The organism is Streptomyces sp. MGP-P1 (assembly GCF_057766565.1).
Genome location: NZ_JBYMEM010000001.1, coordinates 582,374 through 605,971 on the forward strand (window position 1 = coordinate 582,374; position 23,598 = coordinate 605,971).

22 protein-coding genes are annotated in these 23,598 nt (G+C 71.5%); 15 read left to right on the forward strand and 7 right to left on the reverse strand.

Annotated elements, in window-relative coordinates:
* The first annotated feature begins 13 nt into the window (after nucleotides 1-13).
* Nucleotides 14-1,468, forward strand: coding sequence for a lipase maturation factor family protein (locus AC3CH1_RS02665; protein WP_488461355.1), 1,455 nt, complete (start codon nucleotides 14-16; stop codon nucleotides 1,466-1,468).
* Between the two features lie 4 nt (nucleotides 1,469-1,472).
* Here AC3CH1_RS02665 and AC3CH1_RS02670 read toward each other — a convergent pair whose 3' ends face one another.
* Together AC3CH1_RS02670 and AC3CH1_RS02675 are read right to left on the reverse strand one after the other, a co-directional pair.
* Nucleotides 1,473-1,649: a hypothetical protein gene (locus AC3CH1_RS02670; RefSeq protein WP_488461356.1), complete on the reverse strand. Its 177-nt coding sequence runs from the start codon at nucleotides 1,647-1,649 to the stop codon at nucleotides 1,473-1,475.
* 357 nt (nucleotides 1,650-2,006) lie between these two features.
* Nucleotides 2,007-3,491 (reverse strand): SDR family NAD(P)-dependent oxidoreductase, encoded by a 1,485-nt coding sequence (locus tag AC3CH1_RS02675; protein ID WP_488461357.1) that lies wholly within the window; start codon nucleotides 3,489-3,491, stop codon nucleotides 2,007-2,009.
* A gap of 268 nt (nucleotides 3,492-3,759) precedes the next feature.
* On the opposite strand from AC3CH1_RS02675, the gene AC3CH1_RS02680 reads away from it, so the two are divergent.
* From AC3CH1_RS02680 to AC3CH1_RS02700, 5 genes are all read left to right on the forward strand, one after another.
* A complete protein-coding gene (locus AC3CH1_RS02680; protein ID WP_488461358.1) occupies nucleotides 3,760-4,662 on the forward strand; it encodes an RNA polymerase sigma factor SigF in 903 nt (300 codons plus the stop codon).
* Nucleotides 4,663-4,778: 116 nt separating this feature from the next.
* Nucleotides 4,779-6,014, forward strand: coding sequence for a PP2C family protein-serine/threonine phosphatase (locus tag AC3CH1_RS02685; protein ID WP_488461359.1), 1,236 nt, complete (start codon nucleotides 4,779-4,781; stop codon nucleotides 6,012-6,014).
* Between the two features lies 1 nt (nucleotide 6,015).
* Nucleotides 6,016-7,635, forward strand: a complete 1,620-nt coding sequence (locus AC3CH1_RS02690; RefSeq protein WP_488461360.1) for a sensor histidine kinase — start codon at nucleotides 6,016-6,018, stop codon at nucleotides 7,633-7,635.
* Nucleotides 7,632-8,075, forward strand: coding sequence for a response regulator (locus AC3CH1_RS02695; RefSeq protein WP_488461361.1), 444 nt, complete (start codon nucleotides 7,632-7,634; stop codon nucleotides 8,073-8,075). The genes AC3CH1_RS02690 and AC3CH1_RS02695 overlap by 4 nt, the downstream gene beginning before the upstream one ends.
* A gap of 96 nt (nucleotides 8,076-8,171) precedes the next feature.
* Nucleotides 8,172-8,627: an ATP-binding protein gene (locus AC3CH1_RS02700; RefSeq protein WP_488461362.1), complete on the forward strand. Its 456-nt coding sequence runs from the start codon at nucleotides 8,172-8,174 to the stop codon at nucleotides 8,625-8,627.
* A gap of 16 nt (nucleotides 8,628-8,643) precedes the next feature.
* Here the strand turns inward: AC3CH1_RS02700 and AC3CH1_RS02705 are convergent, their stop codons facing one another.
* Together AC3CH1_RS02705 and AC3CH1_RS02710 are read right to left on the reverse strand one after the other, a co-directional pair.
* Nucleotides 8,644-9,054, reverse strand: a complete 411-nt coding sequence (locus AC3CH1_RS02705) for a RidA family protein (protein ID WP_488461363.1) — start codon at nucleotides 9,052-9,054, stop codon at nucleotides 8,644-8,646.
* A gap of 234 nt (nucleotides 9,055-9,288) precedes the next feature.
* Nucleotides 9,289-10,470, reverse strand: coding sequence for a PP2C family protein-serine/threonine phosphatase (locus tag AC3CH1_RS02710; protein ID WP_488461364.1), 1,182 nt, complete (start codon nucleotides 10,468-10,470; stop codon nucleotides 9,289-9,291).
* An 86-nt stretch (nucleotides 10,471-10,556) separates the two neighbouring features.
* Between AC3CH1_RS02710 and AC3CH1_RS02715 the strand changes: the two genes are divergently transcribed.
* A complete protein-coding gene (locus AC3CH1_RS02715) occupies nucleotides 10,557-11,072 on the forward strand; it encodes a MarR family winged helix-turn-helix transcriptional regulator (RefSeq protein ID WP_488461365.1) in 516 nt (171 codons plus the stop codon).
* Between the two features lie 222 nt (nucleotides 11,073-11,294).
* On the forward strand, nucleotides 11,295-11,657 hold the full coding sequence (locus tag AC3CH1_RS02720; RefSeq protein ID WP_488461366.1) for an STAS domain-containing protein: 363 nt from the start codon (nucleotides 11,295-11,297) through the stop codon (nucleotides 11,655-11,657).
* 43 nt (nucleotides 11,658-11,700) lie between these two features.
* Here the strand turns inward: AC3CH1_RS02720 and AC3CH1_RS02725 are convergent, their stop codons facing one another.
* Nucleotides 11,701-12,396, reverse strand: coding sequence for a (2Fe-2S)-binding protein (locus AC3CH1_RS02725; RefSeq protein WP_488461367.1), 696 nt, complete (start codon nucleotides 12,394-12,396; stop codon nucleotides 11,701-11,703).
* Nucleotides 12,397-12,640: 244 nt separating this feature from the next.
* On the opposite strand from AC3CH1_RS02725, the gene AC3CH1_RS02730 reads away from it, so the two are divergent.
* Complete coding sequence (locus tag AC3CH1_RS02730) at nucleotides 12,641-13,723, forward strand: DMT family transporter (protein WP_488461368.1); 1,083 nt, start codon at nucleotides 12,641-12,643, stop codon at nucleotides 13,721-13,723.
* Here the strand turns inward: AC3CH1_RS02730 and AC3CH1_RS02735 are convergent.
* Nucleotides 13,693-15,108, reverse strand: coding sequence for a transglycosylase family protein (locus tag AC3CH1_RS02735; RefSeq protein WP_488461369.1), 1,416 nt, complete (start codon nucleotides 15,106-15,108; stop codon nucleotides 13,693-13,695). The genes AC3CH1_RS02730 and AC3CH1_RS02735 overlap by 31 nt on opposite strands.
* A 339-nt stretch (nucleotides 15,109-15,447) precedes the next feature.
* Here AC3CH1_RS02735 and AC3CH1_RS02740 point away from each other — a divergent pair, with 339 nt between their 5' ends.
* The gene (locus tag AC3CH1_RS02740; RefSeq protein ID WP_488461370.1) at nucleotides 15,448-16,602 is read left to right on the forward strand and encodes a LacI family DNA-binding transcriptional regulator; all 1,155 of its coding nucleotides are present in this window, start codon (nucleotides 15,448-15,450) and stop codon (nucleotides 16,600-16,602) included.
* A 61-nt stretch (nucleotides 16,603-16,663) separates the two neighbouring features.
* Nucleotides 16,664-17,164, forward strand: a complete 501-nt coding sequence (locus AC3CH1_RS02745) for an NUDIX hydrolase (protein ID WP_488461371.1) — start codon at nucleotides 16,664-16,666, stop codon at nucleotides 17,162-17,164.
* An 82-nt stretch (nucleotides 17,165-17,246) separates the two neighbouring features.
* Here the strand turns inward: AC3CH1_RS02745 and AC3CH1_RS02750 are convergent, their stop codons facing one another.
* Nucleotides 17,247-18,581, reverse strand: a complete 1,335-nt coding sequence (locus tag AC3CH1_RS02750; protein ID WP_488461372.1) for an ROK family transcriptional regulator — start codon at nucleotides 18,579-18,581, stop codon at nucleotides 17,247-17,249.
* A 142-nt stretch (nucleotides 18,582-18,723) separates the two neighbouring features.
* On the opposite strand from AC3CH1_RS02750, the gene AC3CH1_RS02755 reads away from it, so the two are divergent.
* Genes AC3CH1_RS02755 through AC3CH1_RS02770 form a run of 4 tightly spaced genes read left to right on the forward strand, consistent with a single transcriptional unit; the run spans nucleotide 18,724 to nucleotide 23,351 of the window.
* The gene (locus AC3CH1_RS02755) at nucleotides 18,724-20,034 is read left to right on the forward strand and encodes an ABC transporter substrate-binding protein (RefSeq protein WP_488461373.1); all 1,311 of its coding nucleotides are present in this window, start codon (nucleotides 18,724-18,726) and stop codon (nucleotides 20,032-20,034) included.
* Nucleotides 20,035-20,045: 11 nt separating this feature from the next.
* A complete protein-coding gene (locus AC3CH1_RS02760) occupies nucleotides 20,046-21,059 on the forward strand; it encodes a carbohydrate ABC transporter permease (protein ID WP_488461374.1) in 1,014 nt (337 codons plus the stop codon).
* Nucleotides 21,052-21,945, forward strand: coding sequence for a carbohydrate ABC transporter permease (locus AC3CH1_RS02765; RefSeq protein ID WP_329162311.1), 894 nt, complete (start codon nucleotides 21,052-21,054; stop codon nucleotides 21,943-21,945). The genes AC3CH1_RS02760 and AC3CH1_RS02765 overlap by 8 nt, the downstream gene beginning before the upstream one ends.
* A gap of 47 nt (nucleotides 21,946-21,992) precedes the next feature.
* Nucleotides 21,993-23,351 (forward strand): GH1 family beta-glucosidase, encoded by a 1,359-nt coding sequence (locus tag AC3CH1_RS02770; RefSeq protein WP_488462129.1) that lies wholly within the window; start codon nucleotides 21,993-21,995, stop codon nucleotides 23,349-23,351.
* Nucleotides 23,352-23,598: the final 247 nt, after the last annotated feature.

Consider the following 23,598-nt stretch of genomic DNA (forward strand, 5'->3'; position numbering starts at 1 on the left):
GATACTGGCAGGGATGGATTGGTTCACCGCGGACGGCTCCTGGCTGAGCCGGCTGATCTTCCAGCGGGCTCTGGCCGTGGTCTATCTGGTCGCCTTCCTCTCCGCCGCGCTGCAGTTCCGGGCGCTGATCGGCGAGCGCGGCATGCTGCCCGTTCCCGAGCTGCTGCGACGCACACCCTGGCGGGCCGCTCCGGGGCTCTTCCGGCTGCACTACTCGGACCGCTTCTTCGCCGTCGTCGCCTGGAGCGGCTGCGCCGTCTCGGTGGCCCTGATCGCCGGTCTCGACGGGCTGCTGCCGCTGTGGGGCGGCATGCTGCTCTGGGCGCTGCCGTGGGCGCTGTATCTGTCGATCGTCCAGGTGGGGCAGGTCTGGTACGGATTCGGCTGGGAGTCGCTGCTGCTGGAGACGGGGTTCCTGGCGGTCTTCCTCGGCACCGGGGACACGGCCGCGCCGGTGCTCGTGCTGTGGCTGCTGCGGTGGTTGCTCTTCCGGGTGGAGTTCGGCGCGGGGCTGATCAAGATGCGCGGGGACGCGTGCTGGCGGAAGCTGACCTGCCTGGACTACCACCACGAGACGCAGCCGATGCCGGGGCCGCTGAGCTGGTTCTTCCACCATCTGCCGAGGCCGGTGCACCGGGTGGAGGTCGCCGCCAACCACGTCACCCAGCTGCTGGTGCCCTTCCTGCTGTTCACCCCACAGCCGGTGGCGAGCGCGGCGGCCGGCCTGATGATCCTCACCCAGCTCTGGCTCGTCCTGTCGGGGAACTTCGCCTGGCTGAACTGGCTCACCATCGCGCTGGCGCTCTCCGCGATCGACTGGACCCCTCTGACCGGGCCGCCGCCCGCCCGGGTCGCGCCGCCCCTCTGGTACGAGATGGTGGTCATCGCGGTGGCTGCCCTGGTCCTCGTGCTCAGCTACCGCCCGGTGCGCAATCTGCTCTCGCGGCGCCAGGCGATGAACCGGTCCTACGATCCCCTGCACCTGGTCAACACCTACGGGGCGTTCGGCTCCATCAGCCGGATGCGGCTGGAGGTCGTGGTGGAGGGCAGCGCCGATCCGGTGGGGCGCGAGGGGGCCGAGTGGCGGGAGTACGGCTTCCGCGGCAAGCCGGGCGATCCACGCAGGCTGCCGCGCCTGTTCGCCCCGTACCACCTGCGGCTCGACTGGATGATGTGGTTCGCGGCACTCTCCCCCGCGTACGCCCGCCCGTGGTTCGGGCCCTTCGCCGAGCGGCTGCTCGACGGCGACCGGGACACGCTCCGGCTGCTCGGGCACAACCCGTTCCCCGAGGGACCGCCCCGGCAGGTGCGCGCCCGGGTGTTCCGCTACCGGTTCACCGGGCTCCGGGAGCTGCGGGCCACCGGATGCTGGTGGCGCCGCACCTATGTCCGGGAATTCCTGCGGCCCGTCTCCCGGCCGCTGCCGCCGGAGCGGAAGGGCGGGGAGACGGGCCGCGGAACGCGCTGAGCGGTCAGTCGATGCCGGGCAGGATGTGCGGCTCGGCGAGGTCGTCCTCGTATCCGGCCAGCCGGATCGGGGCGGACCTGGCCCAGACCTCGATGTTCCTGAGCTTCTCGGGGCGGCCTGGCCGCCCCGCGTTCCGTTCGGCGGGGCGCATGTCGCGCTCGGTCAGTTCCGGTGTCGTCACCGCGCACTCCTTCGTGTCGCGTCGCCCGGGGCGCCGCCGTCGCCCCGGCGGCGATGCCGGGGCGCGACCGCCCCGCGCGGGGCAGGGATGGGATATGTCGGTCGCGGTGGCGCCGGTTCGGGGCGGAACAGCGGCCGGGTTACCGACCATGTCCCAGGACGGTCGAGGAACCTTCGTGGGCCCTTCGATGACGTCCGTTCGCCTCACCCTAACCAAATGAGCGCCACCGCGCTCGATAGAACGTGTGCGGTAGGTCACTTTCGGCCACTGGGTACAGCGAAAACCCGGCCCAGGGAACATCCTGGGCCGGGTTCCCGGCCGTCGCGCGGGGCCGACGGGCCGGTTGAGCCGTTCGGGTTACCAGTTGGCGGGGGCGTAGTCCTTGAGGAAGCAGCCGTAGAGGGCCTCGCCGCCCTCACCGCGCACGATCGGGTCGTAGACCCGGGCCGCACCGTCGACCAGGTCGAGGGGCGCGTGGAAGCCCTCCTCCGCGAGGCGCATCTTGTCCGGGTGCGGGCGCTCGTCGGTGATCCAGCCGGTGTCCACGGCGGTCATCAGGATGCCGTCCTTCTCGAACATCTCCTGGGCGCTGGTGCGCGTCAGCATGTTGAGCGCGGCCTTGGCCATGTTGGTGTGCGGGTGGCCGGCACCCTTGTAGCCGCGGCTGAAGACGCCCTCCATCGCCGAGACGTTGACCACGTACGCGTGCTGCGCGGCGGTCGCCGCCATCGCCGGGCGCAACCTGCTGATCAGGATGAACGGCGCGGTGGAGTTGCAGAGCTGCACTTCGAGGAGCTCGATCGGCTCGACGTCCTCGACCGTCTGGACCCAGCTGTTGGTGTCGTGCAGGTCGGGGACGAGGCCGCCCGCGTCGATCGCGGTGCCCGCCGCGATCCGGGCCGGCGAGGCGGAGCCGGTGACCAGGGCGAGGTCCGTGACCTCCTGCGCGCTGAGCCCCTCCTTGCGGGCGGCGGGCAGAGCCGCGACCCGGTCGACCGTGCCGCTGCCGAAGGTGCCGATGACCTCGGCGACGGGCAGTTCGCCCGCGGGCAGCGGGGCCGACTCGGCGTTGACCAGCTCGGCGTAGGCGCCCGGGGAGCGGCGCACGGTCTGGGCCGCGTTGTTGATCAGGATGTCCAGCGGGCCCTCGGCGGCGACCGAGTCGGCCAGCGCGACGACCTGGGCCGGGTCGCGGAGGTCGATGCCGACGATCTTCAGCCGGTGGATCCACTCGTCGCTGTCCTCCATCGCCTTGAAGCGGCGGATCGCGTCGTTGGGGAAGCGGGTGGTGATGGTGGTGTGCGCGCCGTCGCGCAGCAGCCGCAGCGCGATGTACATGCCGATCTTCGCCCGGCCGCCGGTGAGCAGTGCCCGGCGTCCGGTCAGATCGGTGCGGGCATCGCGGCGGGAGCGGTTCTCCTTGGCGCACGGCTGGCAGAGCTGGTGGTAGAAGGCGTCGACCTCGACGTAGCGCGTCTTGCAGATGTAGCAGGACCGGGGCCGCTGGAGGACGCCCGCGATCTCGGCCCGGGCGGAGGAGGAGGGCAGCACGCCCTGCGTCTCGTCGTCGATGCGCTCGGCCGAGCCGGTCGCCGTGGCCTCGGTGACGGCCCGGTCGTGGGCTGTCTTCGCGGCGCGGCGCTCCTGGCGGCGGCGCTGCTTCACGGTGCGGTAGATCCCGGCGGTGGCGCGGCGGACCGCGATGGCGTCCGGGTGGTCCACCTCGATCCGGTCGAGCTCGTCGAGCACGCTCAGGCAGACGGCCAGCCGCTCCGGGTCGATACCGGGACCGAACTCCTCGATTCCGGGAGCGAGCTCCGGGCTGTCCTCTGTCACCGTCATTGCCGTTCCTCTGTCATCTTCTCGCCGCGGATCGTGGATCACCGCAGGCCGAAACACCCCGCCCAAGTTTGCCATGCGCGGGCCACTGCTCCGTTCGAGTGGCGTACGGGCGGCGCACGAGCGCGGCCCCGGCGGAGGGGGCGGGAGAGCCCCCCGGCGGAGGGGCGCCGCGGAGCCCTGCGAAAATAAGCGGAATCAGGGACGCATGACTTCCCGAGGACCGGGAAGACGACCGTCCGACACATTGGGCAGCAGGGAGGGCGACACCATGACGGCGATGTCAGCGCGAGCCACGGGAACGACGACGCTGAGCGACAGCGACAGCCGAACCGGTGCGCGGACGGCGGACGTCACCACCGGAGAGCTGCCCTGGGTCGAGGACGCCGGCAAGATCGCCCCGAAGGACGCACGGGCCCTGTCGAAGATCTTCTTCGACCGGCTCCAGGTCCTGGAGGAAGGCACCCGTGAGCACCAGTACGCGCGCAACACCCTGATCGAGATGAACCTCTCCCTGGTGCGTTTCGCCGCATCCCGGTTCCGCAACCGGGGCGGCGACGACACCGAGGACATCATCCAGGTCGGCACGATCGGCCTGATCAAGGCGATCGACCGGTTCGACCTGTCCCGCGAGGTCGAGTTCGCGACCTTCGCCGTGCCTTACATCGTCGGGGAGATCAAGCGTTTCTTCCGCGACACCACCTGGTCCGTACATGTGCCGCGGCGGCTCCAGGAGCTGCGGGTGGCCCTCGCCCAGGCGAAGGAGCAGCTCTCCGCGGAACTCGACCGCGACCCCACCGTCAAGGAGCTGGCCGCCCACCTCGACCTCTCCGAGGAGGAGATCATCGAGGGGCTCGTGGCCGCCAACGGCTACTCCGCCGGCTCCCTCGACACCCCCTCCGCGGACAGCGACTCGGGCCAGGACCAGCGGGCGTACGCCGATGTCCTCGGCGAGGCGGACCCGGGCATGGAGACCGTCGAGAACCTGCACACGCTGGCCCCGCTGCTGGATCAGCTGGATGACCGGGAGCGCCGGATCGTGCAGATGCGCTTCGGGGCGGAGATGACGCAGTCACAGATCGGCGCGGAGCTGGGGGTGTCGCAGATGCACGTGTCGCGGCTGCTCAGCAGGATCGTCCAGCAGCTGCGCAAGGGGATGAGCGTCGAGGCATGAGTCTGACGGGTCCCTCGCTCGATTATGCTTTCTGACGAGCAGGCCGGACGAACCGCGCCGTCGGACGAGGGGGTGGAGGGTTGACCGGGTCGCCCCTGGGCACAGCTTCGATTCCTGTGGGCATCTCCGGAATTCCCTCCCAACAGGTCGGGGCCTCGGAGCACATCGAGGCCCCGATTTGGAGTGTCAACGCGTCGATCCTGCTGGTGGAGGACGACGCGGGTGACGCGCTGCTCGTCGAGGAGATGCTCACCGACAGCGAGCTGGATTCCGCCCTCACCTGGTGCAAGACCCTGGCCGAGGCGCGCGCCTTCCTGAGCGCGGCCACCTCCCCGGTGTGCGTCCTCCTGGACCTGCACCTTCCCGACGTCCACGGTCTGGACGCCGTACGCCAGATCCTGGAGTCCGACAGCGACGCCGCGATCGTCGTCCTCACCGGTCTGGAGGAGTCCGGCACCGGGCTCCGCGCGGTCGCCGGCGGCGCCCAGGACTACCTGGTCAAGGGCCGCCTGGGCCCGGAGGTACTGTCGCGCGCGGTCCGCTACGCCCTGCAGCGCAAGGAAGTGGAACGGGCCGCCGCCGCGCTGCGCGCCAACCGGCTGATCGCCCAGGAGAACGCCCGGCTGGAGCGCGGGCTGCTGCCCGTCCCCCTGCTGCGGGACGACCGCTTCCGGGCGCGCGCCCGCTACGAGCCGGGGCGGGTCCACGGGCTGCTGAGCGGTGACTTCTACGACGTCGTGCAGACCGCGGACGGCACGGTGCACGCGGTGATCGGCGACGTCTCCGGGCACGGGGCCGCCGAGGCCGCGCTCGGTGTGTGTCTGCGGGTGGCCTGGCGCACCGCCGTGCTGTGCGGTACGTCCCACCCCGAGCAGATAGCACTCCTGGAGGAGATCCTGGTCGCCGAGCGCTCGGACTCGCACGTGTTCGCCACCGTCACCTCGCTGGCGTTCCCGCCCGGGCAGCGGCACGCACAGGTCCTGCGGGCCGGTCACCCCGGCCTGCTGCTGCGTGAGGGCACGGACGTCACCTGGGTCGAGCCCGAGGGCGGCATGGCGCTCGGGCTGCTGCCCGGGGCCGGCCGGTGGCCGACGGTCGACATCCCGCTGACGCCCGGTGCGGGTCTCGTACTCTTCACCGACGGGCTCTTCGAGGGGCGCGACGGACCCGACAGCCGACTCGGCGAGGAAGGGCTGCTCGCGATGGCGCGGGCCAACGGTCATCTGCCGGCCCGCTCGTTCATCGACGCTCTGGTGGCGGGAGCCACCGAGGGGGCCGCCCCCTACGGCGGCCTCGCGGACGATGTGGCCGTGCTGCATCTGGGTTGGGGATCGGAATCCGATGAACGATGACATGACGAAGAAACCGGCTCCGGGCGGCCTCGCGGCTCGGCTGTCGGTGCAGAACTGGGTCCATCTCATACTCGGCGGATTCATCGTGGTGGTCTGCGCCTGTCTGGTGATCGGCGGGATCGTGATGGCCCGGATCTCCGACCGCACGACCGAGCTGGTGGACCGCATCCAGCCCGCCAGGTCCGCGTCCTTCCAGCTCCAGAACTCCCTGCTCGACCAGGAGACCGGGATCAGGGGGTTCGCGCTGACCGGCGACGACTCCTTCCTCGAACCCTACGAGGCGGGGAAGGCCGCCGAGCAGGAGCGCCTCGCACAGGTACGGCGGCTGGTGGGCCCCGGCACCCGGTACGCCGACGACCTCGACGCCATCGCATCCGCCGCCGAGAAGTGGCGGCGCGGCAAGGCCGAGCCGCTGATCGCGACGGTCCGGGAGGGCGGGCCGAGCGGGGCCGCCACCTCCGCTCAGTTGCAGCGCAGCAAGGCGGACTTCGACCAGCTGCGACAGGCGTACGGTGCCCAGCAGGGGCATCTCGCCGAGGCCCGGGACCAGGCGCGGACCGACCTCGACACGGCGCGCAAAACCCGCGACCGGGTGGGGGTCGCGCTGCTCACCGTCTTCGTGGCCACCGTCGCGGCGCTGAGCCTGTTGCTCCACCGGGTGGTGGGCGTCCCGCTGAACCGGCTGCGCGCCGCGTCCGACCGTGTCAGGGCGGGGGCCTTCGGAACGCGGATCGAGATCAAGGGACCGTCCGACGTCCAGGCCGTGGCCTGGGCCGTGGAGGACATGCGGCGGCGGCTGGCCGACGAGCTGGCCGAGGCGCAGAGCCGCGAGGCCCTGCTCGCCGAGCAGACGGAGGAGTTGCGGCGTTCCAATTCGGAGCTGGAGCAGTTCGCGTACGTCGCCTCGCACGACCTCCAGGAGCCGCTGCGCAAGGTCGCGTCCTTCTGCCAGCTCCTGGAGAAGCGGTACGGCAAGGAGCTCGACGAGCGCGGCAAGCAGTACATCGCCTTCGCCGTGGACGGCGCCAAGCGGATGCAGGTCCTCATCAACGACCTGCTCACGTTCTCGCGGGTGGGCCGGGTGCAGGAGAGCTGGAAGCCGGTCGATCTGGACCACGCCCTGGACCGTGCCCTGGGCAATCTCACCCTCGCGATCGAGGAGTCGGGGACGGTGATCGAGCGGCCGGAGTCGCTGCCCGAACTGCTCGGGGACGCGACCGCGCTCACCATGGTCTGGCAGAACCTCGTCGGCAACGCGGTGAAGTTCCGCCGGGAGGGCGTCCCGGGCCGGATCTCGGTCGCCTGCGTCCGCGAGGACGAGGACTGGCACCTGACGGTGTCGGACAACGGGATCGGGATCGCGCCCGAGTTCGCGGACAAGGTGTTCGTCATCTTCCAGCGGCTGCACGCCCGTGACGAGTACGAGGGCACGGGCATCGGTCTAGCCCTCTGCCGGAAGATCATCGAATTCCACGGTGGCCGGATCTGGCTGGAGCCCGAACCGGACGAAGGCACCCGTATCCACTTCACCCTGCCCGTGGCGCCCGAGGTGCCCACGCACACCACGGCGGAGCTGCTCGCTCCCGCCCTGCTCACCAGCCAGCCGGGAGATCCTTCGTGAACACCCCTGCCCAGCCCATCGAGGTCCTGCTCGTCGAGGACGACCCCGGCGACGAGCTGATGACGCGTGAGGCCTTCGAGGACAACAAGATCCGCAACACCCTGCACGTCGTGCGCGACGGGCAGGAGGCGCTGGACTTCCTCTACCGGCGCGGCGAGTACACCGAGGCCCCCCGCCCGGACCTGGTGCTGCTGGATCTGAACCTGCCCAAGTACGACGGCCGTCAGGTGCTGGAGCAGATCAAGAGCGACCCCGAACTCGCCCTCATCCCCGTGGTCGTGCTCACCACGTCCTCGGCCGAGGAGGACATCCTGCGCAGCTACAAACTCCACGCCAACGCGTACGTGACGAAGCCGGTGGACCTCGACCAGTTCATCGCCGCGGTGCGCCAGATCGACGAGTTCTTCGTGACCGTGGTGCGGCTGCCCGGACGTGCGTAGGATCGGTCCGGATCTCCTGGAGTGGGATCGTTCGCCAGGGGTAGACGAATGGCGGAAAAGGTCTCCGACCTCACTGCGGCGCCTTGGCTGGAGCACATGAACGAACAGGTCACCTCCCCACCGGAAGACACGGGTCAGGGGCCGGCTTCCGCCGAGGTACTGCTCAGCGCCGAGGTCTTCGACGGCGAGCCGGGCTGCATAGCGCTGGCGCGTGCGCTCGCCGACCGCTTCCTGACGCGACTGGCTGTGGAGTGCCTTGCCCCGATCGGCGAGCACACGCGCAGCGACCTGATGCTGGCCGTGAGCGAGCTGGTCACCAACGCCGACCGCTACAGCCACGGCCCCTATCTCCTGGAGTTGGAGGGCACCGCGCAGCTCATCAGCGTCACGGTGTACGACAGCAGCACCGCGATGCCCGTGCTGTACGCCCCGGACCCCTCCCGCCTCGGCGGTCACGGCATGGAGATCGTGGTGGCCCTGTGCGACCGGCTCACGGCCGAGCGGGTGCCGGTGGGGAAGCGGATCCGGGCGGAGTTCCAGCTCAGCATCTGAGCCCGGTCGGCTTCCCTCAGGCGTCGAGCACGGCGGTGGCCTCGATCTCCACCAGGTGTTCGGGGAGGTCCAGGGCCGCGACGCCCACCAGGGTGCCGGGTGCTCGGGGCGTGGTGCCCAGTCGCGCGGCGGCCCGGTCCACGCCCTCCAGGAACGCGGGCATCTTCTCGGGCGTCCAGTCCACGACGTACACGGTCAGCTTCGCCACGTCGTCGAAGGTGCCGCCGACCGCGGCGAGGGCCGTGCCGATGTTCACGTAGGCCTGCTCGACCTGCGCGGCGAGGTCGCCCTCGCCGACGGTGGCGCCCTTCGCGTCCCAGGCGACCTGCCCGGCGACGAAGACCAGCCTCGATCCGGTCGCGACCGATACCTGCTTGTAGGCGCCGATCTCCGGCAGTCCGCTCGGGTTCACCAGGGTGATGGCCATGCTGCCCGCCTCCTCGTCCCGGGGGGCCGTGCCCCCCTCCTGCCACCGGACCGGCCGATTCCCGGTCACTCGTGGTTACTCGGGAACCGTAGGAGAGTCGCCGCTGACATGGAAGAACGCACTTTTCGGTGACCAGGGAACCTGATGGTGACCCAGCAGTTCAGCGGCTCGCCGCAGGGACGCGGATCTGCGGGACGTGGACTCGGCGGCGCGGGAGATCTTCTCCGACGCGGCTCAGGCCACGTCCCGGCTCTCCGGCCGGCCGAACCAGTCCAGGCACAGCACCAGTGCGTCGTCGATCGTCTCCGTGCCCCGGTACTCCGCCAGTTCGCCGAGTATCGCGCGCGGAACGGTGGCGGCCGGAAGCAGCCGTGTCGACTGGATGGCGCGGGCCAGCGCGCGTTCCCCGTACGCCTCGCCGAGCGGCGACACGGCCTCGTAGACGCCGTCGCTGAGCAGCAGCAGCCGGTCGCCGGGCTCCACGTGGAACTCCTGGACCGTGTACTGCGACTCCTCGAACATCCCGAGCGGCAGCTGCGCTTCCAGGTCGATCCGGCGGACCTCCCGGCCGCGCTGCATCCACAGCTGCGGCGATCCCGCGTCGACGACGCCGACCTTCCCCGTCGCCAGCTCGAAGCGGAGCAGCAGGGTGGAGACGTGGGACGCGCCACGGTGCTGGTCGTAGATGGCCTGGTCGGCGAGGGCCGCCTGGTCCGCGATGCCGATGCCGGCCCGGCGGGCGTTGCGCAGGGCGTTGACCGCGAGATTGGTGAGGAGGGAGGCCTGTATGCCCTCGCCCATGCCGTTGGTCACCGCGAGGGTCAGCTCGTCGGCGTCGGCGGCCCAGTCGAAGTTGTCGCCGTGGATGGCGTACGCGGGCTCCAACTGGGCCCCGATCGCGAACTCGGCGGCGGTACAGGCGCGGGCGGGCAGCAGCTGCCACTGCATCTCGGCGGCGAGGGTGAGGCGGGTGGTGCGCCGGGCGCGCTGGTACAGGTCGGTGTCCCGTTCGGCGACGAGGATCTCGTGGCCCAGCAGGTCCGCCATGTGGGACAGCTCACCGACCAGCTCCGGGGTGGACAGGGCCTGGGGCAGCCGGACGGTGAGAATGCCGAGCCGTTCGCCCCGTACGGTCACGGGCAGGTGGTGATCGACGGCGTCGTCGTGCCGGACCTGCTGTTCGCGGGGCTCCTGGCTGCCGAACGCCCGGCCCTCGGGACTGTTGTGGAGGGACAGCGGCTCGCTGTCGTCATCGGGCCGGTCCAGGGATTTGAGGACCCGCAGACTGTAGTCGGCGAGGTGGAGCTCGACCGCGAGGGCCCCGTAGGCGCTGCTGAGCTTGGTGCGCAGGGTGGCCAGCAGGGCGTGCGGCGCGGCGGCCCGTACAGCGGCCTCGATGTCCGTTCTTCGGTTCACGGTCTCTCGCACAATCTTCGTCCTGCGACGTGGTAGGGGGCGGGGCCGGGCTGACAAGCAGGCCCGACGGGTGACACAGTGGCTGAATGCCCCACCGAGGATTCCGCCCGAGCAGTCGCGAACAGGCGTCCGCCGACGCCGTCGCGGCCTCGGAGCTGCTGGAGGTGCTGTGGGGCAGGGGCCAGGAATCCGCCGCTTCGGGAACCGTATCGCCCTCCCAGCTTCGGGCCCTGCTCGTGATCGAGAAGCAGGAGGGCACCAATCTGCGGGCGCTGGCCGAAGCCCTGGGCTCGCGTGCCCCGTCCGTCAGCAGGCTCTGCGACCGGATGGAGGCGATGGGGCTGGTCCAGCGGGCGCCCAGCCCGACCAGCCGCCGCGAGGTGGAACTGCGGCTGAGTCCGCGTGGTCGCACCCTTCTGGAAGAGTACCGGGCCCTGCGCGCCGGCGAACTGAACGCCGTGCTGGAACGGATGGCTCCCGCCGCTCTCGCCGCCCTCGCCGAGGGCCTCGCGGCCTTCCACGCAGCCGCTTCGGAGCGCCTTTCCCCGCAAAGGGGTACGGCCGCCTCCCCACTCCGCGATGATGTCGCGGACAGCGCCTAGCTCCATCCAGCTCCTGCTTCCGCGTCCATCGGTTCTCCGCCCTTGGGCAGGCCGGCCGGGCGACCGTCGGGGATCAGATTGTTACCCAATGGAGAATGTTGTCAAATGGCAACTGTTACTTCTATCGTTAGCCCGTACCCCGCCCCGACCAGGGACGGAACCATGTCGGCCCGTCCGGCGACACGGCTCTCCGTCCGTTCCGATCCGCCCGAGGTGCCTCCCGTGCTTTCATCGCCCAACGAAGACAGAGCCGTCAGAATCACCACCCGGCAGGAACGGGACGCATCGGTCCTCACCGTGTCGGGTGACCTCGATATCGACAGCGTCGCACCGTTGGGTCTCGCGCTGACCGCGGCGGCCGACAACGGCTCCGGCCCGGTCGTCGTGGACCTCTCCGGCGTCGGCTTCGCGGACTCGACGACGGTGAATGTGCTCCTCCAGGGACACACCGTGCTGGGCGACCGGCTGCGGCTGGCCGCCCCGTCCCCGTTCATGCGCCGCCTGATCGGGATGATCGGCCTCGACAGCGCCCTGCCCGTCCTGCCCTCGGTGGACGCCGCCATCGACGCCGCACTGCCTTCCTGACGGTCCCGGTCCCGGGCAGCGGGCCTAGGGACGGCTACCGTCCCTAGGCCCGCTGCCCGGGCGCCCGGTCGAACACGCAGTCCCCGCACAGCCCGCCGCCCGGGCAGCGCCAGTACAGGCAGCAGCTGCGCCGCCGGAACGCCGGGCCGTGCGGGGCCCCGGTGTGGCGCAGCGCCTCGTCGTCGAAGAGCTCGGCCGCCAGCGCGCGGGCCCGTGCGGCCACGTCCGGCCGGTCGTGGGCCCGCGCGAAGGCGACGAGTTCGCGCACGGCTCCGGCGAGCGCGGACCCCGCGTTGCCCCGCAGCAGCTGTGGGGAGATGGCGCCGTCGCGCCGGAACGCCTCGGACAGCGGGTCCAGGTGCCCGTGCTGGACCACCTCGCGGATCCTGGCCGCCGTACCGGGCAGCTCGGCCGTCCCCGCGAGCCACAGGTCGTCCGGCGAGGTGGCCCACGGGTCCCAGTGGAGGGCGTCGGACGGCAGCGCGGGGATCCGCCCGAAGAGCGCGGCCGGGCCCAGCGCGAGGGACCAGAGCCGGGCGGCGAGACCGAGATGGGCGATGGAGGCGGCGACCCTGCGCTCGGGGGCCGCGAGGCGTGCCGCGACCTTGTCGACACGCGCGGCGAGAGGGCCGCCGTCCCCCGCGTACGACTCCGCCAGCGGACGGTGCCCGCCGCCCGGCACCGGAGTGGTCCGCAGCGCGAAGAATCCCCCGACCGACGCCAGTAGCTCCAGGTCCACGTCCTGTTCCCCCCTCGGTTCCGGCACGCCTCCGGCCCGCCCCCGTGACCCGCCGTACGGCCACCGGCGGTGCCGCCCTCGCAGCTCACCGTATCCGCCGGGCGACAACTTCTGACGCCCGGGGACAAGAGGACTACCGTCGGGAGGAGGACGTCGGTCCGTCGGGCGTACTACTGGGGCAGTAGGCCGAAGTGCAGTCTCAAGGACGACGACGCGGGGCCCCGGACGGGACATCGTGGTGTACATGAGCTCCCTTGCGTTGTCCGTGCTGCTGTCACTGATCTCCGCGGTCGCCTACGCGGCCGGGGCGATCGTCCAGGAGCGCGTGGCCGCGACCGGTGACAACGCGTGGCAGGCCCTGCTGCGCAACGGCGTGTGGTGGGCCGCCGTCCTCCTCAACGGGACCGGTGCGGTCCTGCACGTCGTGGCGCTCGCGTACGGTCCGCTCAGCCTGGTCCAGCCGCTCGGCGCGCTGACGATCGTCTTCGCCCTGCCGATGACGGCCCTGTTCGTCGGGCGGAGGGCGGGGGCGACGGCCTGGCGCGGCGCCCTGATGGCGACGGCCGGGCTCGGCGGTCTGCTGGCGCTCACGGGGAACGCCGAGCCGCACACCCTGGACGGTCCCGAGCAGGCGCTGCTGGCCTCGGTGACGTTCGGGGCGGTCGGCGCGCTCGTCGTGCTCGCCCGTACGCTGCGCCGGCCGGTCCTGCGCAGCATCGTCCTGGCCACGGGCGCGGGCGCGGCGTTCGGCATGGCCTCGGTGTTCACCAAGACCGTGGCCGTGGAGTGGACGTCCGGTTCGCTGCGCTCGGGCGCTCTGCCGCTGCTGGTGATCGCCACGCTCGCGGCGGCGGGCCTGTTCCTTTCCCAGGCCGCCTACCGCGGCGCGGGCCTCACCGCTCCACTCGCGACGGTGACGGTGGTCAACCCCGTGGTGGCCGCCGCGATCGGCATCACGCTGTTCGGCGAGCACTTCCGCCTCGGCGTCCCGGGCACCGTCCTGGCCCTCTCCTGCGGGGCGCTGGCCGCCGGCGGACTGATCATGCTGACGAGGGAGCGGCTGCGCACGGAGCACGCCCAGGAGCCGTGGACGAACGCCAGCGCGGAGGCTGCCCCCTCGCCGGCACCGATCGTGCCGGAACCGGCGTCGGCGCGGCTCCCCGTGACGCGGCCGCCCTCGCCCCTGCCGCCGGGGCAGGCGGTGCCGCAGATGGAGTTCGGCACCCCGGGCCCCCTCACGAAGCAGCGGCGGCGCGGTGGAGCCACCCTGCGCCGCTCCCGCTCCGACCGGACGGTTCAGACCCTGACGCCGCCTGCCCGGAGGTAGGCGAGCGGGTCGACGTCCGAGCCGTAGCCGGGGCCCGTACGGATCTCGAAGTGCAGGTGCGGGCCCGTGCTGTTGCCCGTGGAGCCGGAGCGGGCGATGCGCTGCCCACCGGAGACCGACTGCCCGGCGCGCACGTGGAGCGCGGAGAGATGGGCGTACTGGCTGTACTTGCCGTCGCTGTGCCGGATGACGACCTCGTAGCCGTACGCTCCGGCCCAGCCCGCCGAGACGACGCGGCCCGGAGCCACCGACTTCACCGATGTCCCGGTGGGCACGGGGAAGTCCACGCCGGTGTGATAGCCGCTGGACCAGCCGCCGGCCTGCCGGTAGGGAGTGCCGGTGCCGGCGGAGACCGGGGCGCTGAAACCGGTGTGCTTCACGGCCCGCTCCGGAGCGGGCCGCTCCTTCTTCGGCGCTTCCTTCTTGGGCGCTTCCTTTTTAGGTGCTTCCTTCTTGGGCGCCTGCTGCTTGGGGGCTTGCTGCTTGGGCGCCTGCTGCTTGGGCGCCGTGTTCTCAGGGGCCCGCTGTTTCGGGGCTTCCTTCTCCTTGGGCGCGGCCTGCGCGGGTGCTTCCTTCTTGGCTTCGGCCTTGCGCTGATCCGCCTTCTTCGCCTCCGGCGTCGCCGCCGGGGGCTTCGGGGCGGTCTTCCGCGGGGGCTGTCCGGAGCTCTTCCCCTCCCCCGCCTTCCCCGCCCGGCTCTGGTCGAGGCTCAGCCGCTGCCCGGGGAGGATCAGGTCCGGGTCGTCCCCGACGACGGTGCGGTTGGCCGCGTAGAGGTCCTGCCAGCCGCCGCGCACCCGCTGGGCGGACGCGATGCCGGAGAGGGAGTCGCCGCTCGCGACGGTGTACGAGTCGCGTTTGCCCGGCACATGGGTGGGCGTCGCCTCTGCGGGACGGGTCCGCGGCTGGCGGGGCGGCGCGCTCTGCGGCGCCGCGGCCCGGACCGTCCGGCTGCCCGCGCTCTGGGTGTCGGTCCCCGACTCCGGGGCGGCCCCGGGCGCGTCCCCGTCCCGGGTGAGCCCCGCCGGTACGGAACAGGTGGGCCAGGCGCCGGGGCCCTGGCCGTCCAGCACCTTCTCCGCGACGGCGATCTGCTGGTCCCGGGTGGCGAGGTCGGCGCGCGGCGCGTACTGCGTGCCGCCGAAGGCCGACCAGGTGGACCCGCTGAACTGCAGGCCGCCGTAGTAGCCGTTGCCCGTGTTGACGTCCCAATCGCCGCTGGACTCGCAGGCGGCGACCTTCTCCCAGACCTCGACCGGCGCGGCCCCCGCCGACGCCGCGGTGATGAGAGGAAGCGCGATGCCCGCGCCGCTCGCCGTCACCGTGAGCGAGGCACGGTTGATCCGGCTCGGCTGGTATCTGCGGTGCCGTCCGTTCGCGGCCATACGTGGCTCCCCCACTGGCTTCGGGTCATGTCGCAAGGGGCAACGTAGGTCCGCACAGTGACTGATCACAAGCGAAACGTGATAGTCGGCCGGTCCATGGCCGGATTCCGATCCTCGACCGTCCGGTCGGCCTCGGCTTCCGCTCCGCCCGACACGTTCCGCCCGACGAGTTCCGCCCGAAACGCGTTCCTGCCGTCTGTCGCTTCCCCGTTCGGCCTGTCCGTCGCGCTCGGCCGTTCCCCGGGGCCCCTCCCGCTGCTGCCCGGCCGGACTCCTTACCTCGCCCCGCCTGGACAAGATCGATGGAGAGCGCTCTCCGCGAGTGCTATAAAGGCGCTCATGACGGATGATCCGCGCTCGGCCGGAGCGCCCACCCTGGAGGACGTGGCGCGGGCGGCCGGCGTCTCGCGCGCCACCGTCTCCCGGGTCGTCAACGGGGTGCGCAATGTGGACCCGGTGATCCAGGAGGCCGTGCGTCAGGCGGTCTCCATGACGGGCTACACCCCCAACCGGGCGGCCAGGTCCCTGGTGACCCGACGGGCGGACGCCATCGCCCTGGTGGTGTCGGGCGCGGGCGTCGAGCGGGAGGCTGCCCGGCGGGACTCCGGCACCGGAGCGTCCGGGGACGGGGGCAGGTCCGGGTCCTGGTCCGGCACCCGGGCCTCCGGGAAGGACGAGGACAGCCACGGGAGTTCGGGCTCGTTCACCGCGCAGGTGTTCGCCGACCCGTTCTTCGGCCGGGTGGTGACCGGCGTGGTCGACTACCTGCGTCCGCGCGGCATGCACCCGGTGCTGATGTTCGCGGAGACCTCGCGGGCCCGCGAGGAGGTGGTGGCGTACCTGAGGCAGGGTAGCGCGGACGGGGCCCTGGTCGTCTCGACGCACGCCGAGGACCCGCTGCCGGGGCTGATCGCGGACGCCGGCCTGGCGGCCGTCCTGTACGCGCGCCCGGCGCGGCCGGTCCCGGTGAGCTATGTCGACCTCGCGCACCAGGACGGCGCGCGGCTGGCGGCCGAGCATCTCCTGGACCGAGGCTGCCGCCGGATCGCGACGATCACCGGTCCGCTGGACGTGCCGGCGGGCCACGCCCGCCTGAAGGGCTTCCGGGACACCATGGCACGCCACGGGCACCCGTACATCCCCGTCGTCGAGGGCCGGTTCACCCAGGAGAGCGGCGAGACGGCGATGGCGCGGCTGCTCGCGGACCATCCGGACCTGGACGGGGTCTTCGCCGCCAACGACCTGATGGCCCTGGGGGCCTGCCACGTCCTGCGGGAGCACGGCCGCTCGATTCCGGGGGACGTGGCGGTGGTGGGCTTCGACGACAGCAGCGCGGCCCTGGCCTGCCGCCCGCCGCTGACCACGGTCCGCCAGCCGGTGGAGGGGATGGCCGCCGAGATGACGCGCCTCCTGCTGGACCGGCTGGCCCGGCCGGACGCTCCGGTGACCTCCGTGGTCTTCGAACCGGAGCTGGTGGTGCGGGACTCGGCGTGACCGGGGTGCGGCCACCGGGCCCGGCGGGCGGGGCCGCCCGGACATGGGCGAGGATGCCCGTATGACCTCTCCCCAGGCCGGGCCCCGGCTCCGGGTCGCCGCCTATGTGATCCGGCGTCATCCCTGCCCCGCCCTGCTGGTGTTCGACCATGCGGACTGTCCCGAGGCCGGCACCCAGGTGCCTGCGGGCGGCGTCGCGCCGGGCGAGGACCCGGAGCGAGCCGTCCTGCGTGAGGTCGCCGAGGAGACCGGGCTGACCGGGGCCCGCGTCGTCCGGCGGATCACGGTGGACGAGCGGCCCCACCCCGAGACCGGACAGCCCCGGATGACCACCTTTCTCCTGCTCGACGCCCCTTCGGACGGGCCGGCGGCGTGGGAGCACCGGGTCCGCGGCGACGGGTCCGACACGGGGATGCGCTTCGCCTGCCGGTTCGCGCCGCTCCCCCTGGAGCACCCGCCGGCCGACGCCCAGGACGCGTGGCTGGGCATGGTGGACCCGCGCTGGATGGCCTCGGGCGGCGCGGCCGGGGGCCCCGGCCGCGCGCGGGACACGGCCCGCTGAGGGGCGGCAGCCACGCCGCTCGTGTGCCGGGCGACGCGTCGGCCGGCATGCGGGTGGCGGACGCGTCACGCGGGTGGCCCGCTCAGCCCGTCGGGGTGCGGTGACGTTCCCGGACCGCCTGGACGGGGGTACGGGGCGGCGTGCCGGAGTCGCCCGGCCCGGGGCGGCTGCCGCCGCGGGTGAGGAAGTCGGCGAGCGGGAGCGTCGCAGCGCCCACGGTGACCGCGTCCGGGCCGAGACGGCCCATCTCGATGGTGGTGCGGGCCGCCGCGTGGCGCAGGGCGTACTCGTTCGCGTACCGGCGGATCTCGGGCAGCAGATGGGGGCCGATGAGCAGGCCCGCCCAGCCTCCGATCAGGATCCGCTCGGGCAGGAAGAGGTTGATCAGGTCGGCGAGGGCCGCGCCGAGGCATTCGGCCGTCTCGTCGAGCAGCGAGAGCGCCACCGGGTCCGGGGCGGGGCCGCCTCCTCCCGGGTAGGCGGCGGCGAGCAGGGCGGCGAGCGCCGTCTCGTCGTCGGCGTCCTCGGGGAGCGGGCCGCCCGCCTCGCGCCAGCGCTCGCGCAGGGCCTCCGCGCCCGCGTACGCCTCCAGGCAGCCGATGGAGCCGCAGCGGCACCGGCGGCCGCGCAACTGGACGGTGGTGTGCCCCCATTCGAGGGCGAGGCTCATGCGGTCCTCGTCGAGGATGTCGCCGTGGTCGACGCAGGCCCCCACCCCCGAGCCGATGAGGGCGATGGCGGCGGCGCCCGCGCCCCGGCCGCCGCCGAACCACATCTCGGCCTGGCCGAGCGTCTTGGCGCCGTTGTCGATGAACAGCGGCACCTCGGGCGGCACGTCGACCGCTTCGCGCAGCAACTGCTCGAAGGGGACCGCGCGCCAGCCGATGGTCTGGCCGTGGACCACCGCGCTCCGGGAGCCGTCGGGCCCTTCGGGTCCGTCGCGCTCGATGATGCCGGGGACCCCGATGCCGATGCCGAGCAGCCGGCTCGGGTCGGCTCCGGCGTCGCGCAGCACGTCCGCGACGCCGGTGCGGACATGGGCGACGATGCGGTCGACGTCGTAGCCGTGCTGGGCCAGCAGCCTTTCGGTGCGGGCCAGTTCGGTCAGGGAGAGGTCGAACAGCTCGACGCGGACGCGCGTCTCGCCGATGTCGATGCCGACGAGCAGTCCGCCGTCCGGGGCGACGCGCAGCAGCGTACGGGGGCGGCCGCCGTCCGAGTCGACGACTCCGGCCTCCTCCAGCAGTCCTTCGGCGGAAAGTTCCGCGACAACGTTGCTGATGGATCCCGAACTCAGACCTGTGACCGGTCCGAGCTCCTGACGGCTCAAGGGGCCGTCGAAATACAACCGTTGCAATACCCTCGCCCGGTTGCCTCGCCGCAGGTCACGCACGGTCCGTCTGTTGCGCTCGGCCATGTTGCTCCTTCCCGTCCAGGAACATACCCCGGTCCCAGACCTTGACGCGACCTTCTTTCACCTCTTAAATCACGGCATAAATTAAGTCATGGAGGCCGTTCGGTTCCCGAACGCAGCCATCCCCGGAAAGGGGCCACCTCACATGCGTCACGTCAGAGCCGCAAGCGCCGCCACCCTCGCACTCGCCATCGCCGTAGCCGCCACCGGCTGTGGCGGCGGGACCACCTCGGGCGGCAGCAACGAGTCGCCGAAGACCCTCACCTACTGGGCGTCCAACCAGGGCCCCAGCATCGAGGCCGACAAGAAGATCCTCACCCCCGAGCTGAAGAAGTTCGAGAAGGAGACCGGGATCAAGGTGAAGCTGGAGGTCGTGCCCTGGGCCGACCTGCTGAACCGGATCCTCGCCGCCACCAGCTCCGGCCAGGGCCCGGACGTGCTGAACATCGGCAACACGTGGTCGGCCTCGCTCCAGGCCACCGGCGCGCTCCTGCCGTGGGACGAGAAGAACTTCGAGGCCATCGGCGGCCGGGACCGCTTCGTCGACTCGGCGGTCGCCTCGGCCGGCAAGGAGGGGGAGCCGCCCGCCGCGGTGCCGCTCTACTCGCTGGCGTACGCCCTCTACTACAACAAGAAGATGTTCGCCGAGGCGGGCGTCGAGAAGCCCCCGGCCACCTGGGACGAGCTGGTCGCGACGGGCAAGAAGGTATCCAAGGACGGCAAGTGGGGGCTGGGCGCCGAGGGCGGCAACCTCTCCAACAACATCCACCAGACCTTCGTCCTGGCCAAGCAGCACGGCGCCGACTTCTTCGACGCGGACGGCAAGGCGACCTTCACCTCCGACGGTGCGGTCGCGGCGGTCAAGCAGTACATCGACCTCATGGCCAAGGACAAGATCATCGCTCCGGGCAACGCGGAGTACGCCCAGAACCAGTCGCTCACCGACTTCGCCCAGGGCAAGACGGCGATGGTGCTGTGGCAGGCCGCCGCCTCCACCTTCGCCGCCCAGGGCATGAAGCCCGAGGACTGGGGCGCGGCCCCGGTGCCGGTCCCCTCGGGCGCGCCGGGCGCGGACAAGCAGACCAACTCCATGGTCGCGGGCATCAACATGGCCGTCTTCAAGAACACCAAGAACATCGACGGCGCGAAGAAGTTCGTGAAGTTCATGACGAGCGACGCCGAGCAGAAGCTGCTCAACAAGACCTACGGCTCGATCCCGCCGGTCAAGGCCGCCCAGGCCGACGAGGCCTTCGGCGCTCCCGACCTCAAGGTCCTGCGCGACACCCTCGCCACCAGCGCCGCCCCGCTCCCCCAGGTCCCGAACGAGTCGCAGTTCGAGACGGCCGTCGGCACCGCGGTCAAGGAGCTGTGGGCGGACGCCGCCGCCGGGCGCCCCGTGACCGACGAATCCGTGAAGGCGCGCCTGGAAAAGGCGCAGCAGACGATGCAGCAGTGAGGCCCTGATCCATGACCGCCACCGTCACCACGGACCCCGAGGTCGACACGTCGACCGACAAGGGTACGAGCCGGGGCACCGGGGGTGCGCGCAGGAGACTGCCGCGCATCCCCGACCGGATCCGCCAAGGCGGACTGCCCTATCTCCTGCTCCTGCCCGCCGTCCTGCTCGAACTCCTCATCCACATCATCCCGATGGTCATCGGGATCGTGATGAGCTTCCGGCAGCTCACGCAGTTCTTCATCAGCAACTGGGGCGCGGCGCCCTGGATAGGCCTCGACAACTACAGCATCGCCGTCGACTTCGACGCGCCGATCGGTGAGGCCCTGCTCCACTCGTTCTTCGTGACCTGCGTCTTCACGTTCTTCTCGGTCGGGTTCGCCTGGCTGTTCGGCACCGCGGCGGCGATCCTCCTCCAGGAGACCTTCCGGGGCAGGGGCATCCTGCGGGCGATCTTCCTCGTCCCGTACGCCCTGCCGGTCTACGCGGCCGTCATCACCTGGGCGTTCATGTTCCAGCGGGACAACGGGATGATCAACCACGTCCTGCACGACCAGCTCGGCATCACCGACGAACCGTCGTTCTGGCTGATCGGTGACAACAGCATCTACGCCCTGATCATCGTCTCGGTGTGGAAGGGCTGGCCGTTCGCCTTCCTCATGCTGATGGCCGGGCTCCAGAACATCCCGCGCGAGCTGTACGAGGCCGCCTCGATCGACGGCGCAGGCATCTGGCAGCAGATCCGCCGGATCACGCTTCCGTCGCTGCGCCCGGTCAACCAGGTCCTGGTCCTCGTGCTCTTCCTGTGGACGTTCAACGACTTCAACACCCCGTACGTCCTGTTCGGGAAATCGGCCCCGGAGAGCGCGGACCTGATCTCGATCCACATCTACCAGTCGTCGTTCGTCACCTGGAACTTCGGCACCGGATCCGCGATGTCGGTCCTGCTGCTGCTCTTCCTGCTGGTCGTGACCGCCGTGTACCTGTTCCTCACCTCGCGCGGAAGGAAGGGCGCCGATGTCTAGCCTCACGCGGCCGACCCGCACCACCCGGTCGCGGGCCCGCTCGCCGATGGCCGCGCCGCAGTCCTTCCTCTGGACCCGCCGCATCGTCCTGGCCCTGCTCGCCGGCTTCGTCCTGCTGCCCGTCTACGTGATGGTCAGCAGCTCGCTGAAGCCGCTCCAGGACGTGTCGGGGAAGTTCCAGTGGATCCCGTCGACGCTGACGATCCAGCCGTACTTCGACATCTGGGAGACCGTTCCGCTCGCCAAGTACTTCGTCAACTCGCTGATCGTGGCGGGCTCGGCGACGGTGCTGTCGGTGACGATCGCGGTGTTCTCCGCCTACGCGGTGAGCCGCTACCGGTTCCGGGGCAAGCGGGTCTTCACCGTCACGGTGCTGTCCACACAGATGTTCCCGGGGATTCTCTTCCTGCTCCCGCTGTTCCTCATCTTCGTCAACATCGGCAACAGCACCGGCGTCGCGCTGTACGGCTCGCGCGGCGGGCTCATCCTCACGTACCTGACGTTCTCGCTGCCGTTCTCCATCTGGATGCTGATCGGGTACTTCGACTCCATCCCCCGGGACCTCGACGAAGCGGCCCTGGTCGACGGCTGCGGCCCCGTCCGCGCCCTCTTCCAGGTCGTCGTGCCGGCCGCCGTCCCGGGAATCGTGGCGGTGTCGGTGTACTCCTTCATGACGGCCTGGGGCGAGGTCCTCTTCGCCTCCGTCATGACGAACGACGCCACCCGGACCCTCTCCGTCGGGCTCCAGGGCTACGCCACGCAGAACGACGTGTACTGGAACCAGGTCATGGCCGCGTCCCTCGTCGTCAGCGTCCCGATCGTCGCCGGGTTCCTGCTCCTCCAGCGCTATCTGGTCGCCGGTCTCACCGCGGGAGCCGTGAAGTGACCCCCACCGGCGAGAGCCGTCCGTCGCCCCCGACCGAAAGGCAGCACGTGCCCGACCTCAACGCCCTCCCGGCGGACTTCACCTGGGGCGTCGCCACCGCCGCGTACCAGATCGAGGGAGCCGTGGCCGAGGACGGCCGCTCCCCCTCGATCTGGGACACGTTCTCGCACACCCCCGGCGCGATCGACAACGGCGACACCGGTGACGTGGCCTGCGACCACTACCACCGGGTCCCCGAGGACATCGGCCTGATCAAGCAGCTCGGCGCGGACGCCTACCGCTTCTCGATCGCCTGGCCGCGCGTGGTGCCCGGCGGCGACGGACCGGTCAACAAGGCGGGCCTGGACTTCTACGACCGGCTCGTGGACGGCCTTCTGGAGGCCGGCGTCACCCCGTTCGCCACCCTCTACCACTGGGACCTGCCGCAGGCGCTCCAGGACCGGGGCGGCTGGACCGTACGGGAGACCTCGGAGCACTTCGCCGCGTACGCCTCCCACGTGGTGGAGCGCCTCGGCGACCGCGTCAAGGACTGGGCGACGCTCAACGAGCCGCTGTGCTCGGCCTGGATCGGTCACCTGGAGGGCCGGATGGCGCCGGGTCTCACCGATCTGACCGCCGCCGTGCGCGCCTCCTACCACTTGCACCTGGGCCACGGTCTGGCCGTGCGGGCGATCCGGGCGGCCTCCTCGGACGCCCGGGTCGGCATCGTCAACAACCTCAGCCCGATCAAGCCGGCGAGCACGAGCGCGCCCGACCTCGCCGCGGCCCGCCGCGCCGACGGCCACATCAACCGCTGGTGGCTGGACCCGATCCTGGGCCGCGGCTACCCGCAGGACATGGTGGAGCTGTACGGGGTCGAACTCCCGGTCCGGCCCGGCGACCTGGAGACGATCGCCGCGCCGCTCGACTGGCTGGGATTGAACTACTACTTCCGGCAGATCGTCACCGCCGACCCCGACGGGCCCGCACCGCACGCCAAGCAGGTCCCGGTCCCCGGCGCCCGGCTCACCCACATGGACTGGGAGGTCCACGCGGAGGGCCTGGAGCGGCTGCTGCTGCGCCTGACCGAGGAGTACGGCGTCCAGCGGATCTACGTCACCGAGAACGGTTCGGCGTACGAGGACGTCGTCGCGGCGGACGGCTCGGTCCACGACCCGGAACGCGTCCGGTACTTGGAGGAGCACCTCGCCGCCTGCGCCCGCGCGGTCGACAAGGGAGCCCCGCTGGCCGGGTACTTCGCCTGGTCGCTCTTGGACAACTTCGAGTGGGCGTACGGCTACGACAAGCGGTTCGGTCTGGTCCACGTGGACTACGCGACCCAGCGCCGTACGGTCAAGAGCAGCGGACGCCGGTACGCCGAGCTGGTCCGGAAGCACGCGGAGCAGCGCGGCCGGGCGGCCGTCTGACGCTCCTCCCCCGGCTCCTGCCAACCCCCTCCGGCCGCGGCGAATCCTTCGCCGCGGCCGGAGGGTTTTCCCGTCGCCCGCGGAACACCCGCGTCTAGGCCCTGTCGTCGAACTCCCGTCGTCGCCCGGAGGGCGGCCCTGCCGGGTCAGGTGCGTGCTCTCGGCGTGCCGGGCTCACGTCCTCGTACTGGACGTACTCGGGCGTGGGCCCGGTGCGGCGAGAGTGCGTGCATGGCGCCGCGGGGCA